Here is a 17,432-nt window from a genome sequence, read left to right on the forward strand (position 1 = left end):
CACGGGGAACCGCGCGCTCAGCCACAACGAACCCGCACCCGGCAGCGAACCTCACCCTCGCGGCGCAAACCCGTCGAGCACCCGCAAAAGCATCCGCTCGAACACCGCCTCCAGATCGATCGGCCCCGCGTCCTCCATGAACGCCGCCGCCATCCTCGGGTACGCCCCGCTCGCCACCTGCCCCCCGAGATACCCGATCCGCATCGCGTTCTCCTGCTCCTCCGACCACGGAAGGGACCGCACCCGCTCGGCCGTCGCCAGCTCGTTGCCGACGTACGTCGTCACCAGGCCGTTGAGCATCGCGATCAGCTCGATCTTCGTGGCGTAGGTGGCATCGAACGAGTCGAGGCAGGTCAGACAGTGTTCGAGATAGCGCAGGGCGTTGGGGCTGAAGCCGTACACCGGTGACATCAGGCGCGGCAGCCAGGGGTGGCGCCGCATGAGGGTCCGCGTCTGGTGGGCCACCCGCAGCATGTCGGCGCGCCAGTCGCCCGAGGGCTCCCACAGCTCGTGCTCGCCACTGATGGCGTCAACCATCAGCTCGTACAGGTCCTCCTTGCGGGGGACGTAGTTGTAGAGCGACATCGTGCCGCAGCCCAGTTCGGCCGCGACATGCCGCATCGAGGCCGCGTCGAGCCCCTCCGCGTCCGCGATCCGCACCGCGGCTGCCGCGATGTCGGCGCGGCTGTACGCGGCCTTCGGACCACGGCCCGCGCGCTCGGGACGGGCCCAGATCACTTCGGGTACGGCGGCTCGGCCGGCCATTGATCATCACCTCGACCACCCATCGTAGTTACGTACGGCGTACGTAGTGCGCTATGGTCACCTCATGACTACTACGTACACTGTACTTAGTGAGGGCTTGGAGAAGGCTTTCGGGAAGGTCCATGCCGTGCGTGGGCTGGACCTGGCCGTGGCCGAGGGGTCCGTGTGCGGGCTGCTGGGACCGAACGGCGCCGGCAAGACCACGGCGGTACGGCTGCTCACCACGCTGCTGCGGCCCGACGCGGGCTCGGCGCGCATCGCGGGGCACGACCTCGTGCGGGAGGCGGCTGCCGTACGGCGCCGGATCGGCGTCACCGGGCAGTACGCGTCGGTGGACGGGGACCTCACCGGCCGCGAGAACCTACGGCTGTTCGCCCGGCTGCACCGGGTGAGAGGTCCCGCCGCGCGTGCCGACGAACTGCTCGACCGCTTCGGACTGGCCGACGCCGCCGACCGGCCCGCGGCCACCTACTCGGGCGGGATGCGCCGCCGCCTCGACCTCGCGGCGAGCCTGGTGAAGCGTCCCGAGGTGCTCTTCCTGGACGAGCCCACGACGGGGCTCGACCCTGCGGCCCGCAACCAGATCTGGGCGGCCGTGCGCGGGCTGAAGGACGAGGGTACGACTGTTCTGCTGACCACTCAGTACCTGGAGGAGGCCGACCGGCTCGCCGACGAGATCGCCCTCGTGGAGCACGGCCGGGTCGCCCACTCAGGATCTCCCGCCCAACTGAAGGCGCTCATCGGCTCGTACGCCGAGGTTGTGACAGCCGATGCCGACGCGCTGCTCCGCGCGGCGGGAGTTCTGGACCAACTCACCGGTTCCGAACCGGCTTTGGACCGCGACCGGCTCGTCGTCGGCGCGGTCACCACCGACCCGACGGTCACCCTTCCCCGGCTGGTACGCGAACTCGACGCCGCAGGAGTGGCGTTGCTCGACGTGAGTCTGCGTCCGCCCACCCTCGACGACGTGTTCCTCCGCCTGACCGAGCGCAAGGAGCTTGCCGCGTGAGCACGTTGACGTCCACGACCTCCCCGCCCTCCGCGATCTCCGCCCTGGCGTACGACGGTACGGCCATGCTGGGCCGGCATCTGCGGCGGCTGCGGCACAACCCGGGGCTGCTGATCCTCACCCAGTCCATGCCGGTCACGATGCTGCTGTTCTTCGGGTACGTCTTCGGCAGTGCCCTCGCGATGCCCGGCGAGGACTACCGGGCCTTCCTCGTACCGGGGTTGCTGGTGGCGACCGCCGCCAACGGCATCATGACGGGGATGTTCCAGGCGGCCCAGGACACCCACCGGAGCGTGACCGACCGGCTCCGCACGCTGCCGATCAGCAGGGCCGCCGTACCGCTCGGGCAGGCTCTCGCGGACCTCGTGGTCACCGCCGCCGGGACCGTGCCGTTCCTCCTTGTCGGGCTTGCGGTGGGTTGGCGGATCGAGGGGTCGGCGTTGCGGGCGGCGGGTGCGGTGGGGTTGTTGCTGCTCTTCCGGTTCGCCACGACGTGGATCGGGATCCACCTCGGGCTGCTCTCCCGCAGCGAGGAGGCGGCCGGTCAGCTGGGCGGGGCGACCTTCCTTCTGCCGCTGCTGTCGAACGCGTACATTCCGACGGACGGTCTGCCGGGGTGGCTGCGGACGCTCGCCGAGTGGAACCCGATCAGCGCGGTCGCGACGGCGATGCGGGAGTTGTTCGGGAACGCGCCGGCCCCGGTGGACGGCGCGTGGCCGGTCGTCCACCCTGTCGCCGGGTCGCTGGCGTGGTGCGGGGTGCTGATCGTGGTGTTCCTGCCGCTGGCCGTACGGCGGTACGCGGAGGGCGAGGGCTGACCCGTTCGGGCCGTTGTTCTCGCCCCCGAACACCCGCTCCTCAAACTCCGGAGAGGCTGAAATGCCGGCGCCGGCCCGCACATCCAGCCCGTCCGGCGTTTGAGGACAAGGCCCGTTCAGGGCCGGAGGGGGGTCCGGGGGCGCAGCCCCCAGGTTCAGGATGGGACGGGCAGGGGCGACGGGGGCGAAAACCCGACATGATCGTCCGCATGGAACCCCTCCCCCTCGCCGGCCTCACCGTCGTCACCCTCGAACAAGCCGTCGCCGCCCCCTTCGCCACCCGTCAGCTCGCCGACCTCGGCGCCCGGGTCATCAAGGTGGAGCGGGTCGACGGCGGCGACTTCGCGCGGGCGTACGACACCGCCGCCCACGGTCTCGCCTCGCACTTCGTGTGGTGCAACCGGGGGAAGGAGTCCCTCGCGCTCGATGTGAAGGATCCTCGGGGACTCGGCGTCGTCCAGCGACTGATCGCCGACGCCGACGTGTTCGTGCAGAACCTCGCCCACGGCGCCGCCGCCCGCCTCGGCCTCGACGCGGCGACCCTCTGCGCCGCGCACCCCCGGCTGATCGCCGTGGACATCTCGGGATACGGGCCGTCGGGACCGTACGCCGGCAAGCGGGCGTACGACATGCTCGTGCAGTGCGAGGCCGGGCTGGTGTCGGTGACCGGGACGCCCGGGCAGCCGGTGAAGGCCGGGATTCCGGCGGCGGACATCGCGGCCGGCATGTACGCGTTCTCCGGGGTGTTGGCGGCGCTCGTACGGCGGGGCGTGACCGGGCGGGGCGGCCCGGTGGAGGTGTCGATGCTGGACGCGCTCGCCGAGTGGATGGGGCACCCCCTGCACCACGCGATGCACGACGGCACTCCGCCGGCACGCACCGGCCTCGCGCACGCCGTCATCGCCCCGTACGACTCCTACGCGACGTCGGACGGCGGACGGGTGCTGCTCTCGGTGCAGAACGACCGCGAGTGGCGGCGGCTGGCCGAACAGGTGCTGGGGCGGCCCGAGTTGGGGTCCGATCCGGCGTACGCGACGAACGCGGCACGGGTGGAGAACCGGGAGCGGACCGACGCCCACGTGGCCGCGGCTCTCGGTGCGCTGGACGTCGATGAGGCCCTGGCGCGGCTGGAGGGGGCCGGGGTCGCGTGCGCACGACTCAGGGACGTACAGGAGGTGGCGGAGCATCCGCAGTTCGCGGCCCGGGACCGGTGGCGGGAGGTGGGTTCACCGGTGGGGCCGTTGCGCGCACTGCTGCCCCCGATCACCCTGCCGGGCGGGGCCGAGGCGCGGATGGGCGCTGTGCCCGCGCTCGGGGAGCACACCGACGAACTGCTGCGTGCCGTGGGGATGACGGACGAGGGGATCGCAGCACTGCGCCGGGACGGTGTGATCGCCTGAGCACGGGCATGGAACGACTGGACGAACGACCGGACGGTGGACGGGTTCGGTGACCCGGTGAACCATGGACGGCGTGGGGACGCCGACACGGTCCGTTCAGCGCCCGCCGAACAGGGTGCGGCTCAGACGGCGCAGCGGGGCGAAGAGCGAGAGCCTGCTGACACGCGCGCCGAGGTCGCTGCGCTGCTTCACGGTGTCCCGTGAGGTGAGTTCACGCATCAGCGAGGTCGCCTCCGCCGTCTCACGCTGCGGGACGGCGGGCCCCGACAGCACCGAGAGATGGCGGTCTAGTCGTGCCTTGGTGGCACTGCTCCCGCACGTGATCGCAGGGACGCGCGCCCTGCTGTGCATCGTTATCTGTTCCATGTCACTCCCCACCCGTACGAGTCCACCCGGCCCGGGCAGGTTAACCCTATCGCTCCCCCGGGGCACTCGTGTATCTCGGCCACAGGATTCACCTTCCCCACAAGGGTGTTGACGATTACTCTCCGAATCCAACCGATTCCAGGGCGAGTTGGACAACTGGTGCGCTGGTGGGCTGCTCTGAGCCCCCATCGGGTTCAACGGTCACAGCGAGTGATGTGGCCGACTTGTCGAGACCGGTCGCGACCAAGGGCGTGTCGCCCTTGAAGAGTCCCAGGGAGCGCGGTTGCACATCAGGGCGCATGAGCCACAGTTGGCGCACGCGGTCGCTCGGCAGTTCCCCGTACCCACTGAGGGTCACCACCGCTCGGCCTTCGGACGCGGAGGCGATCGCGGTGATCCCCTGGCCCTGCGCGTCCCGGTCCGAGGTCGCCCGCGCGTCGGGAGCTGACAGAACGTCGGCAATCTCACGTGCCTGGGCCTGCGCGGTGTCCAGCTTGTCCTGGGTCTGCGTGTTCTGTACGGCGAACAGCGCGGCGACGACGAGGGCGGCTGCCGCCGTGAGCGTGGCCAGCGGGGCGAACAAGGGGCGCATGCGGGGCGCACGGCGGACCGGCGGCAGCGGTTCGGTGCCCCACACATGCCCCGGCAGTTGGTGGCTCCGCCTGCGGGGCGCCTCGGCGGAGCGGCCGGGGGCGCGCGCCGGGGAGTTCCCGGGGGACTCCTGCGGAGTCGCGCGTACGGCGGACAGGACCCGGTCGCGCATGGCGAACGGGGGCGGCGCGGCCGTGGACCAGGCCAGCCGGACCGTGTCCTCGGACAACAGGCGCACCTCGGCGGTGCAGGCGTCGCAGCGGGTCAGATGCTTCTCGAAGCGGCGCCGCTCGTCGCCCTCCAGGGCGTCGAGAGCGTAGGGGGCGGCGAGGGAGTGGAGATCCTCGCGACGGAACAGTCTGCCGAGCGCGCTCATGCGACACCTCCCAGGCATTCGCGCAGCCGGGTCAGTCCGTCGCGCATCCGTGTCTTCACCGTGCCCAGCGGAAGCGAGAGCCGCTCCGCCACCTCACGGTACGTATAGCCCTCGTAGTAGGCGAGGGTGACCGACTGGCGTTGCAGGGTGGTCAGCCTGTCCAGACAGCGGCGCACCCATTCGCGCTCCATCCCGGCCTCCACCTCCTCGGCCACGTGGTCGAAGGCGGGACGGTGGGAGCGCTGGGCCTCGCGCTGCTCACGCTCACCGGCCGCGCGGGCGCTGCGCACCCGGTCGACGGCCCGGCGGTGCGCGAGCGTGAGTATCCAGGACAGGGCACTGCCCTTCCTGGGGTCGAACCGGGGTGAGGAGCGCCAGAGTTCGAGCAGGACCTCCTGGGACACCTCCTCCGACTGCGCCGGGTCCCGCACCACGCGCCGCACCAACCCGAACACCGGCCCGGACACGATCCCGTACAGCTCTTCGAAGGCCTTCTGGTCTCCCCCGGCCACGAGAACCAGAAGCTCGTCCGCTCCCACCCGCGTCCCCTCTCTATGGCCGCACACGGCCCCTCCCCGCTCCATCACGCTTGTCACCGTCACCTTAGGCATTCGTAGCGATCCTGCCTCCGGATGGGTACGGATCCGGTGCCCCCGAAACGCGGGTGGGTCACCTCCCAAACGTTTTCAAGAAAGTTTTCAGGTTCGACCAATCCGCATCCGGGAGGGCTCCGAATCCCCGTCGTCAGGCAAGTTGACACGGTGAGGACGGACGGCATGACGACAACCATCTCCAAGGGCGGCGCGCGGCGCAGGAGCATCGCGACCCTCATATGCGGTGCGCTGGCCACCGGGGGGCTCGCGGCCGCCGGCGTCACCGCACTCGTACCGGGTACGGCCGCCGCCTCCAGCCACCGCGAGGCTCCGCTGATCTCGGGCACACCGCAGTACGACAACACCGACGTGTACGCGTTCGTGAGCCCGGACAAGAAGGACACGACGACGATCGTCGCGAACTGGATCCCGTTCGAGGAGCCGGCCGGCGGCCCGAACTTCTACCAGTTCGCCGAGGACGCCCAGTACGACCTCCACATCGACAACAACGGTGACGCGCAGGGCGACATCCTGTTCCGCTACACCTTCAAGACGCACGTGAAGAACAAGAAGACGTTCCTGTACAACACGGGCGCGGTGGAGAGCCTTGACGACAAGGACCTCAACATCACGCAGACGTACGACATCGAGCTGATCAAGCTCAAGAACCAGCACGAGATGTCGAAGACGAAGATCGCCGACGACGTTCCGGTCGCTCCGTCGAACGTCGGCAAGGCGTCGATGCCGAACTACAAGAAGCTGCGCGACCAGGCCATCCACAAGCTGACGAACGGTTCGACGACGTTCGCCGGCCAGGCCGACGACCCGTTCTTCCTGGACCTGCGCGTCTTCGACCTGCTGTACGGCGGGAACCTCTCCGAGGTCGGCAACGACACGCTCAAGGGCTACAACGTCAACTCGATCGCGCTCCAGGTGCCGACGCACATGATCGTGGAGTCGTCGAAGCAGCCGATCGTCGGTATCTGGTCGACGACCCAGCGCAAGAACGCCAGCGGCTACTTCTCGCAGGTCTCGCGACTGGGCATGCCGCTGGTCAACGAGGTCGTCAACCCCATCAAGGACAAGGACAAGTTCAACGCGTCCTCGCCGTGGGAGGACGCCCAGTTCCTGAAGAACGTGACCAACCCGGAGCTGCCGAAGCTCATCGAGGCGATCTACAAGATCCCGGCGCCCAAGGAGCCGCGCAACGACCTGGTGGACGTCTTCCTCAAGGGCGTGAAGGGTCTCAACCAGCCGCCCTACGTGACTCCGGCCGAGGAACTGCGTCTCAACACCTCGATCGCCCCGGCGAAGCACCCGAAGCGTCTCGGTGTCCTCGACGGTGACAACGCGGGCTTCCCGAACGGCCGTCGTCTGACGGACGACGTGATCGACGCCTCGCTCCAGGTCGTCGAGGGTGAACTGCTCGGCGCGAAGAACGACCTCGGCGACGCGGTCGACAAGAACGACAAGAAGTTCGAGAGCTACTTCCCGTACGTGGCTCTGCCGACCGAGGGTTCGCGCGGCCCGCTCGCCAAGGGCACGACCGGCACCAACGACGTCCGCAGCCAGCTCGGTGACGCGCTGCAGCCCGCCGGTACCTCCGGTGGCACCGACACCATGCTGATCGCCGGTTCGGCGGCGGCCGGTGCGGCCGGGTTCCTGCTGATCACCGCCGGCGTCGTGTGGTGGCGGCGGAACATGGGGAATCGGGCGTACTGACCCGCTCTCCGTCCTCACCACCCCCACCGAACTGGCGCGGCCCGCTCGTATCCATCCCCCACGGCGCGGGCCGCGTCACACCCCCGTCGGCTCCCGGCCCCACCCGGGCGGCCGACCCCCGCTTCCCCGCAGATGACCCGCCCAGGAACCTTGAGGAGAGGGCATGTCCCCGCGTACGAACGACAACGCACCGGACCGCGAGCAGGCGCCACAGCCGCCGCTCCCGCGACCGGGCCGTGAGCTCGGCGGCCGGCCGGCCGACACGGCGGGGGCAGCCGGAATCCTCGGCACGGAGGATTCCGGGGCCATCGACGAACGCGGCGGCGCGGCGCTGCCCGGCCCGGTCGGCGTCCCGACGGACGCCGCACCGGGCGTGAGCGAACCGACCGGCTCCGAGCAGGACGCCGGAGCCCTTGCCGCGTCCAGCACCGGTCGGGAGACCCCGGCGGCCGAAGACGCCCCGGAGACCCGGAAGGCGCCGGAGGCCGACCTCGCGCCCAGCACCCGCGAGGCAGCCGCGGTCACCGACGCCGAAGCCTCGCCCGAGGACGCGGGCGTGGGCGTGGGCGTGGGTGGTGTGACGGCCGGGCACGCGCCGGACGGCTCCCCCGGCCAGTCGTCCCCCACCGTCTCCTCTCCCGCCTTTGGCACCGCCCCCGCCTCCGGCCCCGACGAGCGCGTCGCCGCCGTCCGACGGCTCGGGGAGTCGTCGCGGCGGTGGCGGGCGGTGCAACTCGGTGCCTGTGCCGCCGCGTTGGCGGTGGCTTTCACCGCGGGTGCCGTGGTGCTGGGGGCCGTCCGGGACGGGGGTGCGACCACCACCGTCGCCTCCGCGCCGGCCGCGATGTCTCCCGCGCTGCTCGCGAGCGGGGACATCGGCGCGAGCATCGCCTCCCTTCAGGCCCATCTCCGGGCGCAGCCCAGGGACTTCGGCAGCTGGGCCACACTCGGGCTCGCATATGTCGAGCAGGCCCGCACCAAGGGCGACCCCTCCCGGTATCCGCAGGCCCAGCAGGCCCTGAACCGGTCCCTGGAGCTGGAGCCCGACAACGATCCCGCTCTCGCCGGCCGCGCCGCCCTCGCCGCCGCCCGCCATGACTTTCCCGGTGCTCTCAAGTACTCGGACCAGGCCCTCGCACAGAACCCCTACAGCGAGCGCGCCCTGTCCACCCGTATCGACGCCCTCGTCGAACTCGGGCGCTACGACGAGGCGTTGAAGGCCACCGACGAGGCCGACGCCAAGCGGCCCGGGGTGCCTGTCTTCACCCGGTACGCGTACGTGCGCGAGCTGCGCGGCGATGTCACCACCGCCCGGCGGGTGCTGGAGCAGGCGCTCGACTCCGCCACCTCGCGCGGGGACATCGCGTACGTGGCCACCGCGCTCGGGCAACTCGCCTGGAACCAGGGCGAGTACAAGCCCGCCCTGGAGTTCTACGCCCGCGCGCTGGCCGCCGACGACGCCTACCTTCCGGCGCTGGAGGGCCGCGCCCGCGCCCAGTTCGCCGACGGCGACCGGGCCGGTGCGATCAAGGGCATGGAGGACGTCGTCTCCCGCTATCCGCTGCCCGGTCCGCTCGTCGAACTCGGTGAGCTGTACGAAGTCCGGGGCGGTGAAGGCGACTTGGCCAAGGCCCGTGACCAGTACGCGCTCGTCAACGCCTGGACGGCCATCGCCCGCGCCAACGGCGTCAACGCCGACCTCGACACCGCGCTCGCCGCCGCCGACCACGGCGACCGGAAGTCGGCGCTGCGCGCGGCCCGCGCCGAGTGGGACCGCCGCGAGACCGTGCACACGGCCGACGCCCTGGCGTGGGCGCTGCACGTCAACGGCCAGGACGAGGAAGCGCTCCCGTACGCCCGCCGCGCCACCGCGACCGGTTACCGCAACGCCTCCTTCCTCTACCACCGCGGCATGATCGAGCAGGCCACGGGCCACGCGAAGGATGCCCGCGCCTCGCTCTCCGCCGCCCTCGAACTCAACCCCGGTTTCTCCCCGTTGGGCGCCCGCAAGGCCCGTACGGCCCTCAAGTCCCTGGAGGCGGCGAAGTGAAGCCCCGTCGTGTGGCCGCCTCAGGCGCCGCCCTGTTCACGGCCGCCTGCGCGCTCGTGCTGGTTCCCGCATCGGCCGCGAGCGCGCATCCGCTCGGCAACTTCACCGTCAACCGGTACGACGGTCTCGTCGTCGCCCCCGGACAGCTCCGGGTCGCCCATGTCGAGGACCTCGCCGAGATCCCGGCGACCCAGGCCAAGCCCGACATCGAGAAGCTGGGCCTGACCGACTGGGCCGGGCAGCGGTGCGCGACCGCCGCGCAGGGCAGCAAGGTCACCGTCGGCGGCCGTACGGTCCCCCTCTCCGTCGGCGGCGCCAAGGCGAGCACGCGGCCCGGTCAGGCCGGCCTCGACACGCTGCGCGTGGAGTGCGAGCTCACGGCCGCTCTCCCCGAGGTCGCCGAAGGGGACACCCTCGCCCTCGGCTTCCACAGCGCGGGCATCGAGTCGGGGCCCGGCTGGCGGGAGATCACCGCGCGCGGCGACCGGATGACGCTCGCCGAGTCCGACGTACCGCAGAAGTCGGTCTCGGGTGAACTGACCAGTTATCCGCAGGAGTTGCTCTCCTCGCCGGCCGACACCGCGACGGCCGCCCTCCAGGTGGCTCCGGGCGGCCCGGCCCTCGTCGAGAGCGGCGAGAAGGCGGCACCGGCGTCCTCCGTGCTGCCGCGTGGTGCCGACCGGTGGACGCGCGCGCTGGACTCCCTGGTGGCCCGGCACGACCTCACGATCGGCTTCGCCGCGCTGGCGCTGGTCATCGCGGTCTTCCTCGGCGCGATGCACGCGCTCGCCCCGGGTCACGGGAAGACCCTGATGGCGGCCACGGCTGCGGCCCGGGGCGGCAAGGCCCGCCTGCGCGACGTGATGCCGCTGGCCGCGTCGGTGACGGTCACCCACACGCTGGGCGTGGTCGCCCTGGGCCTGCTGGTGACGGCCGGTTCGGCGGCGGCGCCCTCGGTGATCGCCTGGCTGGGTGTGGCGAGCGGTGTGCTGGTGACGGGGGCGGGCCTGACCCTCACGAGGCGGGCCTGGCGCCAGCGCGCACACGAGCGCTCGCACCTCGCCCGCGCTCCGCACCCTCATCCGCACGACCACGACCACGACCACGATCATGGTCACGACCACGGGCACTCCCACGACCACACCCACGCCGCCGACAAGGCGCCGGAACGCGAACTGGTCCTCGCCCACGCATCGCACGCCCACGCACACGCGGACACCGCGCTAGCACCCGCACCCGCCGCAGCTCCCACACACGTGCACGACCATGACCATGACCACGGGCACTCCCACGACCACGGGCACGACCATGGCCACTCCCACGAGCACCACAGCCACGACCATGCCCGCAAGCACAAGCACGACCGCACCACCCTCGAACACACTCACGGCGGCTTCACCCACACGCATGACATCGCGCCCACCCTGCGCGGCACGATCCTGCTCGGGTTCGCCGGTGGGCTGGTGCCGAGCCCATCGGCCGTGGTCGTGCTGGTCGGGGCCGCCGCGCTGGGGAAGGCATGGTTCGGGTTCCTGCTCGTACTGGCGTACGGGGTCGGGCTCGCGCTCACCCTCACCGGGGCCGGATTCCTCGTCGTGAAGCTGGGGAGCGGGGCGAACCGGCTGCTGGACCGGCGTCCGGGGCTGGCCGGCGGTCCGATGCTCGCGCTCGTCCGGCGTACCGCGCCGCTGGCATCCGCGTTCCTCGTTGTGGCACTGGGGGCCGTGTTGGTGCTCAAGGGGGCGGCATCCGCGATCGGCTGAGCTACTTTTGGGAAGAAATCAGGCGGAGTGCAGAAAATCGGCGTGCAATAAGACCGAGTCCGTGAACGCGTGGCCGCGATGGGGGGACGTCAGTGTCCGAAGGACCGGGCAGTGAACGGGTGATCGCGGGACGCTACCGGCTGCTCTCACCGCTCGGCGAGGGCGGTATGGGCACGGTGTGGCTGGCCCGCGACGAGGTGCTGCACCGCGAGGTCGCCGTCAAGGAGGTGCGCGCACCCTCCGGACTCCCCACCTCCGAGGTCGAACGGATGTACGCCCGACTGGAGCGCGAGGCCTGGGCCGCGGCCCGCGTCTCCAACCGGAACGTCGTGACGGTGTACGACGTGGCGACCGACGGCGGCCGGCCCTGGATCGTCATGGAGGTGGTCCGGGGGCTCTCGCTCGCCGATCAGCTCGACGCCGAAGGGCCGCTGCCCCCGCAGCGGGCGGCGCACATCGGCGCCGAGGTGCTCTCCGCGCTGCGGGCCGCGCACGAGGCCGGGGTGCTGCACCGGGACGTGAAACCGGCCAACGTACTGCTGTCCAACGACGGCCGGGTGGTGCTCACCGACTTCGGGATCGCGACGGTCGAGGGCAGTTCGGCCCTCACCATGACCGGCGAGCTCATCGGCTCCCCCGAATTCCTCGCCCCCGAACGGGCGTTGGGGCGAACCCCCGGCCCCGAGTCCGACCTGTGGTCGCTGGGCGTGCTGCTGTACGCGGCGGTCGAGGGCAACTCCCCCTTCCGGCAGAACACCCCGCTCAGCACCCTTCGCGCCATCGTGGACGAGGAGTTGCCGCCACCGCTGCGGGCGGGGCCGCTGACGCCCGTCATCGAGGGGCTGCTGCGCAAGGATCCGGCCGAGCGTCTCCCCGCCGAGCGGGCCGAGCACGATCTGCGGATCATCGGAGCGGGTGGCACCCTGCGCGCGGACGACGTCCGGACGGGCCCGTACGCGCCGACGATCGCGGCGGCCTTCCCGCAGCACTCCACGACACCCCCTCAGCCGATGCCCGTCCCCACGGCCGCGACCCGACCCGTGGCGCCTCCCCCGGACACCCGCCCCACCACTCGCCCCACGGAACCGGACCGCAACCGCCGGGCGGCCGTCGCCGTGGTCGCGGGCCTCGCCGCCGTCGCACTGGCGGTGGCCGGACTGACGTACGCGCTGTTGAACCACGACAACGGCGGGGACGACACCGGTGCCGGTGCCGGCAGCAGCACACAGCAGAGCAACGACGGTACGGATGAGGCGAGTTCGCCGAAGAACAGCCCCAGCGAGTCCGACGGGACGCCGAGCCCCACGCCGAGCAGCAGTGACAGCGGCAGGACCACGCAGCCGGCGCAGACCGTGGAGGTCAGCGTCGTAGGTTCGGACACCGACTACTCGGGGGCCTGTCCGCCGCCCAACGCCCAGGCGCCGGGCTTCACGGCGACGTTCACGGTGGGCAACGTGCCCGCGAAGGTCTCGTACCGCTGGGTGACGGAGACCGGCGAGGCCCCGGAGCAGGGCTGGCGGACGCTGTCGTTCCCGGCGGGCGGCGGGAAGACCAAGGAGAACAAGGTCTTCGTGACCACGTACGACGAGAGCGGGACGATCAAGAACGCGATCGGGGTGGAGGTCCGGGACCCCGTGAGCGTGGCGTCCAACACCGTGCCGTTCTCGGTGACTTGCGAGAAGGAGACCCCGACGGACGAGGCCTCCTCTCCCACGGGTACTCCCGCCAGTACGCCCTGAACGGACGCCGGGCGGGCGGGTCAGGCCGCCAAGCCGTCAGGCGGCGCTGGTGAGTGCCGGCAGATAGCCGCCCGACTGGCCGGCGGCCGTCGGGTGGTACGACTCGCCGATGTTGAGCAGGTTGAGGCTGTGCAGCCATGAGCTGCCCGAGCAGATCTCGTGACCGGTGAAGGGCGACTTGACGTCACCGAAGGTGAAGCCGTGGTCGGCGGCCCTCTTGGCGAGGGCGTTGTTCAGATAGTCGGACGCACCGTTGATCGCGGAGCGCTTGGCCTCGGAGAGGCCCAGACAGGCCTGGCCGAGCTTGTAGAAGCGCGGGTAGCCCAGGACGACCACATGGGCGGCCGGCGCCCGGGAGCTGATGGCGTCGTACACGCTGTCGAGCTGACCGGGGAGGGTCGAGTCGACGTACGCCCTCGCGGTGTTGATGCGGGCGATGCAGGAGCTGTCGGACTGGAGCACACAGGTCGACATGACGTCGGCGAAACCCGCGTCGTTGCCGCCGACACTGATCGAGACGAGGCCCGTCGAGGAGCCGAGCGGGGTCAGCTGATTCGCCAGAACATCACCCGTTCGAGCGCCCGAGCAAGCGGTGAAGTTGAAGCTGGAGGGTGAATGGGCGGCCGCCCAGAGGTACGGGTACGCCTTCGTGCTGCGCTTGCACGCGCCGCTGGAGCCGATGTAGCTGCCGGCGCCGACCCCCGAGGAGTAGGAGTCACCGAGGGCCACATAGCCGGTGGGGGCGGCGAGTTGGGACGCCTGTGCCGACGTGGCCCCGGTGAGGGCGGCGACGGTGGCGAGGAGGAGCGAGGTCACGTATGCCGTAATTCGGGAACGTCTCATGGAACCTCCCTTAGCAGGATCTCTGCCACAACGTTCGTACCAACTACGCGTGTTGAATGGAAGTGTCCATGCCAAGACTTTTCCGCCCCTACCGGGCCGGATCAACCGCGCTCACGTTACGTTCGATTGCCTGCTCATGACATGCATGTGACAAGCCGCCCAGCCCCTTGAGCAACTCCTGTTCATGACTGAGTCTTTACCTCAAGCCCGGGCGGAACGCGACGCTCCGGGTCGTGTCCGCACCAGCGGGCACCCCCCACAGACGCGCCCCCATCCAGGCGTGTGCTGCCTAAGAGGAGGACTCCCTCGTAATGGCACAACTGCGCAGCAAGAAGATCCGGACCGCCGCGACCACCGTCGTGGCAGCCGCCGCTCTCGTCGGCGGATTCACCGCACTCCCCGCCCAGGCAGCCCCGGCACCCGCCGAGGGCAAGGTGCTGGCCGCCGGCTCCCCCACAGCCGTCAAGGACAGCTACATCGTCACGCTCAAGAAGACGGCGGGCCTCAAGTCCGCGTCGAGCGCCGGCAAGAGCCTGATCAAGGAGTACGGCGGCACGGTGAAGAAGACGTTCAGCACCGCGCTGAACGGCTACACGGCCACCCTCTCGGCGGCCGAGGCCCGCAGACTCGCGGCCGACCCCGCGGTGGCCGCCGTCGAGCAGAACCAGACGGTGCACGTCGACGCCACCCAGACCAGCGCCCCCTGGGGCCTGGACCGCATCGACCAGGCCGCCCTGCCGCTGTCCGGCACCTACACCTACCCGGACACGGCCGGCGCCGGGGTGACCGCGTACGTCATCGACACCGGCGTACGCATCACGCACTCCCAGATCAGCGGCCGGGCCACCAACGGCTACGACGCCGTGGACGGCGACTCCGTCGCGCAGGACGGCAACGGCCACGGCACGCACGTCGCCACCACCATCGCGGGCTCGACCTACGGTGTCGCCAAGGCGGCGAAGATCGTGGCGGTCCGCGTGCTCGACAACGCCGGCTCGGGCACCACGGCCGGTGTCATCGCGGGCATCGACTGGGTGACCGCCAACCACAGCGGCCCCTCCGTCGCCAACCTGTCCCTCGGCGGCGGCGCCTCCACCTCGCTGGACACCGCGGTCTCCAACTCCATAGCGAGCGGCGTGACCTACGCGGTCGCGGCCGGCAACAGCAGCGCCAACGCCTCCTCCTACTCCCCCGCGCGGGTCGCGGCGGCCATCACGGTCGGCGCCACCACCAGCACGGACGCCCGGGCCAGCTACTCCAACTACGGCTCGGTCCTGGACATCTTCGCCCCGGGTTCCTCGATCACGGCGGGCTGGAACACCAGCGACACCGCGACGAACACGATCTCGGGTACGTCGATGGCCACCCCGCATGTCGCGGGTGCGGCTGCCGTCTACCTCGCGGGCCACACCTCGGCCACCCCGGCCCAGGTCGCCACGGCACTCACCGGCGGCGCCACCACCGGCGTGGTCACCAGCCCGGGCAGCGGCTCCCCGAACCGCCTGCTGAAGCTCGTCTCCTGACACCCGTCCCGCATCGGTAACCCGCCCTACCTGAACGACAGTTCCCCGGAGGCAGCCGGCGCCTCCGGGGAACTCGTTCGTCCGTCCCTTCGTTCCCCTCCGGGGAACGTCGTGCACGCATTCGGGCAAACGCCGGGCCCTGGGTCTCCCAGGGGTTGCGCATCTTGACTCGTCCGGCCCGCTGCGCGACATTGAAGCCCGGCATCCGGCGCGTCGGGGGGCAAAGTCGCCAATGCAGACCATACGTATCAAGCCACCTTCATCCGGAAGCGCATCGGACGAGGGTGAGCCTTCAGGAGAGGGACCGGGAAAGGACCTGTTCCCGCTGCTCACGGGCGCGGCCGTGGCCGTCGTGGCCATCGGCGCGGTCCTCGCGCTGACCGACACCGCCTCACCGCTGCGGGCCCCCCTCACCCTGTTCTTCCTCCTCGCCGCACCGGCGGTCGCCGTGGGAGCCGCGCTGCGCGGACTGGAGCCGTTCGGCCGGATCGTGACTTCGGTGGCGACGGCTGTCGCACTCGATCTCCTGGTCGCCCAGGGCATGCTGGCGACGCACCGGTGGTCGGTCCGCGGTGGAGTCGTGGCCGTGACCGTGATCAGCGCGCTGATCCTCCTGCTGGTTCCGGTACGGCGACAGCGCGGCCGTACGGCGAGAAGACGGACCCCCTGACGTGGTTGGTGACGTGGCTCGTAATCTGACACCCGACGTGACCCTCACCGTGCACCGCCCCGGCGAACTGACCGCCGCGGACCGGGCCGCCTGGACGGCGTTGCAGGCCAAGGCCCATCTGCACGGCTCACCCGAACTGGCGAACCCCTTCCTGTCCCCGGAGTTCGCGCTGGCGATCGGCCGCTGCAGACGGGGCGTACGCATCGCGGTGCTCCACGAGGGCGGGGAGCCCGCGGCATTCTTCCCGTTCCAGAGATCCGCCGCCGGTGTCGGCCGGGCGATCGGGCTCGGTGTCTCCGACTGCCAGGGGCTGGTGCACCGCCCCGGATTCGACTGGGACGCAAGGGAGTTGCTGCGGGCCTGCGGGCTCGCGGTGTGGGAGTTCGACCACCTGGTGGGGGGCCAGGCGCCGTTCGAGGCCGGGGCCTCCGGCACCTTCCCGTCCCCGGTGATGGACGTCGACCAGGGGTACGAGAGCTATCTGGCCGGACTGCGGGCGCGCTCCCCCAAGTTCACGCGCACGACGCTGGCCAAGGAGCGCAAACTCGGCCGGGACGCCGGCGAAGTCCGCTATGTGCACGACGAGCGCGATCCCGAGGCGCTGACCAGGCTGATGGCCTGGAAGTCCGCCCAGTACCGCAGGACCGGCCGCAGCGACCGGTTCGCGCACCCCTGGATCACCCGGCTCGTACAGCAGCTCTTCCACACCCGTTCCGATCCGTTCGCGGGCATCCTGTCGGTGCTCTACGCCGACGGGAAGCCGATCGCCGCCCACTTCGGACTGCGCACGGAACGTGTGCTGGCCTGCTGGTTCCCGGCGTACGACCCGGCGTACTCGAAGTACTCGCCGGGGCTGATCCTGCATCTGCGGATGGCCGAGGCGGCCGCCGCCGACGGTATCGCGTACCTGGATCTGGGCCGGGGGCAGAAGGAGTACAAGGATTCCCTGAAGACACGTGAACTCATGGTGTCCGAGGGGTGGGTGACGCGTCGTCACCCGGTGGCGGCCGGACATCGCGCGCGGCGCGCTCCGGTCCGGGCGCTGCGCAACGTGGTGTTGTCACGGCCGGAGCTCTTCGAGCCGGCGGACAAGGCGCTGAAACGGATGGGGCAACTCCGTTCCAGAAATCGATCAAAGTAGTTGCGTAACGGTCAAACCAACAAAAACGTGAGACCACGTTTCAGGTCTTGCCATAAGGGCGCA

The 17,432-nt window shown here is 70.8% G+C and carries 15 protein-coding genes; 10 read left to right on the forward strand and 5 right to left on the reverse strand.

The window, feature by feature from the left end; genetic code table 11:
• Positions 1-51: 51 nt before the first annotated feature.
• Positions 52-765 carry a TetR/AcrR family transcriptional regulator gene (locus OHN74_RS08200; protein WP_327693856.1) on the reverse strand — a complete coding sequence of 238 codons (714 nt, stop codon included), beginning with the start codon at positions 763-765 and terminating at the stop codon, positions 52-54.
• Between the two features lie 64 nt (positions 766-829).
• Between OHN74_RS08200 and OHN74_RS08205 the strand changes: the two genes are divergently transcribed.
• From OHN74_RS08205 to OHN74_RS08215, 3 genes are all read left to right on the forward strand, one after another.
• Entirely contained in the window at positions 830-1,774 is a 945-nt protein-coding gene (locus tag OHN74_RS08205) for an ATP-binding cassette domain-containing protein (RefSeq protein WP_327693857.1), read from the forward strand.
• A gap of 65 nt (positions 1,775-1,839) precedes the next feature.
• Positions 1,840-2,592, forward strand: a complete 753-nt coding sequence (locus OHN74_RS08210) for an ABC transporter permease (protein WP_327700043.1) — start codon at positions 1,840-1,842, stop codon at positions 2,590-2,592.
• Positions 2,593-2,789: 197 nt separating this feature from the next.
• Positions 2,790-3,992, forward strand: a complete 1,203-nt coding sequence (locus OHN74_RS08215; protein WP_327693858.1) for a CaiB/BaiF CoA transferase family protein — start codon at positions 2,790-2,792, stop codon at positions 3,990-3,992.
• 96 nt (positions 3,993-4,088) lie between these two features.
• Here OHN74_RS08215 and OHN74_RS08220 read toward each other — a convergent pair whose 3' ends face one another.
• The 3 genes from OHN74_RS08220 to OHN74_RS08230 all read right to left on the reverse strand — a co-directional run bounded on the left by OHN74_RS08220 (position 4,089) and on the right by OHN74_RS08230 (position 5,864).
• Entirely contained in the window at positions 4,089-4,358 is a 270-nt protein-coding gene (locus OHN74_RS08220; protein ID WP_327693859.1) for a hypothetical protein, read from the reverse strand.
• A gap of 115 nt (positions 4,359-4,473) precedes the next feature.
• Positions 4,474-5,325 (reverse strand): anti-sigma factor, encoded by an 852-nt coding sequence (locus tag OHN74_RS08225; RefSeq protein WP_327693860.1) that lies wholly within the window; start codon positions 5,323-5,325, stop codon positions 4,474-4,476.
• Positions 5,322-5,864 carry a sigma-70 family RNA polymerase sigma factor gene (locus OHN74_RS08230; RefSeq protein WP_189146455.1) on the reverse strand — a complete coding sequence of 181 codons (543 nt, stop codon included), beginning with the start codon at positions 5,862-5,864 and terminating at the stop codon, positions 5,322-5,324. The genes OHN74_RS08225 and OHN74_RS08230 overlap by 4 nt, the downstream gene beginning before the upstream one ends.
• Positions 5,865-6,101: 237 nt before the next feature.
• On the opposite strand from OHN74_RS08230, the gene OHN74_RS08235 reads away from it, so the two are divergent.
• From OHN74_RS08235 to OHN74_RS08250, 4 genes are all read left to right on the forward strand, one after another.
• Positions 6,102-7,640 (forward strand): DUF4331 domain-containing protein, encoded by a 1,539-nt coding sequence (locus OHN74_RS08235; protein WP_327693861.1) that lies wholly within the window; start codon positions 6,102-6,104, stop codon positions 7,638-7,640.
• A 163-nt stretch (positions 7,641-7,803) separates the two neighbouring features.
• Complete coding sequence (locus OHN74_RS08240; RefSeq protein WP_327693862.1) at positions 7,804-9,690, forward strand: tetratricopeptide repeat protein; 1,887 nt, start codon at positions 7,804-7,806, stop codon at positions 9,688-9,690.
• Positions 9,687-11,453, forward strand: a complete 1,767-nt coding sequence (locus OHN74_RS08245; RefSeq protein ID WP_327693863.1) for an urease accessory protein UreH domain-containing protein — start codon at positions 9,687-9,689, stop codon at positions 11,451-11,453. Before OHN74_RS08240 ends, OHN74_RS08245 begins: the two co-directional genes overlap by 4 nt.
• A 92-nt stretch (positions 11,454-11,545) precedes the next feature.
• Positions 11,546-13,192 (forward strand): serine/threonine-protein kinase, encoded by a 1,647-nt coding sequence (locus OHN74_RS08250; RefSeq protein WP_327693864.1) that lies wholly within the window; start codon positions 11,546-11,548, stop codon positions 13,190-13,192.
• Positions 13,193-13,228: 36 nt separating this feature from the next.
• Here the strand turns inward: OHN74_RS08250 and OHN74_RS08255 are convergent, their stop codons facing one another.
• Entirely contained in the window at positions 13,229-14,035 is an 807-nt protein-coding gene (locus OHN74_RS08255) for an SGNH/GDSL hydrolase family protein (protein WP_327693865.1), read from the reverse strand.
• A gap of 311 nt (positions 14,036-14,346) precedes the next feature.
• Here OHN74_RS08255 and OHN74_RS08260 point away from each other — a divergent pair, with 311 nt between their 5' ends.
• The 3 genes from OHN74_RS08260 (at position 14,347) to OHN74_RS08270 (ending at position 17,369) form a co-directional block, all read left to right on the forward strand.
• Complete coding sequence (locus OHN74_RS08260) at positions 14,347-15,558, forward strand: S8 family peptidase (RefSeq protein WP_327693866.1); 1,212 nt, start codon at positions 14,347-14,349, stop codon at positions 15,556-15,558.
• Between the two features lie 232 nt (positions 15,559-15,790).
• Positions 15,791-16,228 carry a hypothetical protein gene (locus OHN74_RS08265; RefSeq protein WP_327693867.1) on the forward strand — a complete coding sequence of 146 codons (438 nt, stop codon included), beginning with the start codon at positions 15,791-15,793 and terminating at the stop codon, positions 16,226-16,228.
• Positions 16,229-16,241: 13 nt separating this feature from the next.
• Complete coding sequence (locus OHN74_RS08270) at positions 16,242-17,369, forward strand: GNAT family N-acetyltransferase (protein ID WP_443060356.1); 1,128 nt, start codon at positions 16,242-16,244, stop codon at positions 17,367-17,369.
• Positions 17,370-17,432: the final 63 nt, after the last annotated feature.

It is taken from the genome of Streptomyces sp. NBC_00459 (genome assembly GCF_036013955.1).
Taxonomy (GTDB): Bacteria; Actinomycetota; Actinomycetes; order Streptomycetales; family Streptomycetaceae; genus Streptomyces.

Bases quoted from the DNA above. Each gene is read 5' to 3' on its own strand.
- OHN74_RS08235 (WP_327693861.1), top strand. From the start codon at position 6,102: ATGACGACAACCATCTCCAAGGGCGGCGCGCGGCGCAGGAGCATCGCG.
- OHN74_RS08200 (WP_327693856.1), bottom strand. From the start codon at position 765: ATGGCCGGCCGAGCCGCCGTACCCGAAGTGATCTGGGCCCGTCCCGAG.
- OHN74_RS08265 (WP_327693867.1), top strand. From the start codon at position 15,791: ATGCAGACCATACGTATCAAGCCACCTTCATCCGGAAGCGCATCGGAC.
- OHN74_RS08210 (WP_327700043.1), top strand. From the start codon at position 1,840: ATGCTGGGCCGGCATCTGCGGCGGCTGCGGCACAACCCGGGGCTGCTG.
- OHN74_RS08220 (WP_327693859.1), bottom strand. From the start codon at position 4,358: ATGGAACAGATAACGATGCACAGCAGGGCGCGCGTCCCTGCGATCACG.
- OHN74_RS08215 (WP_327693858.1), top strand. From the start codon at position 2,790: ATGATCGTCCGCATGGAACCCCTCCCCCTCGCCGGCCTCACCGTCGTC.
- OHN74_RS08255 (WP_327693865.1), bottom strand. From the start codon at position 14,035: ATGAGACGTTCCCGAATTACGGCATACGTGACCTCGCTCCTCCTCGCC.
- OHN74_RS08240 (WP_327693862.1), top strand. From the start codon at position 7,804: ATGTCCCCGCGTACGAACGACAACGCACCGGACCGCGAGCAGGCGCCA.
- OHN74_RS08225 (WP_327693860.1), bottom strand. From the start codon at position 5,325: ATGAGCGCGCTCGGCAGACTGTTCCGTCGCGAGGATCTCCACTCCCTC.
- OHN74_RS08260 (WP_327693866.1), top strand. From the start codon at position 14,347: ATGGCACAACTGCGCAGCAAGAAGATCCGGACCGCCGCGACCACCGTC.
- OHN74_RS08205 (WP_327693857.1), top strand. From the start codon at position 830: ATGACTACTACGTACACTGTACTTAGTGAGGGCTTGGAGAAGGCTTTC.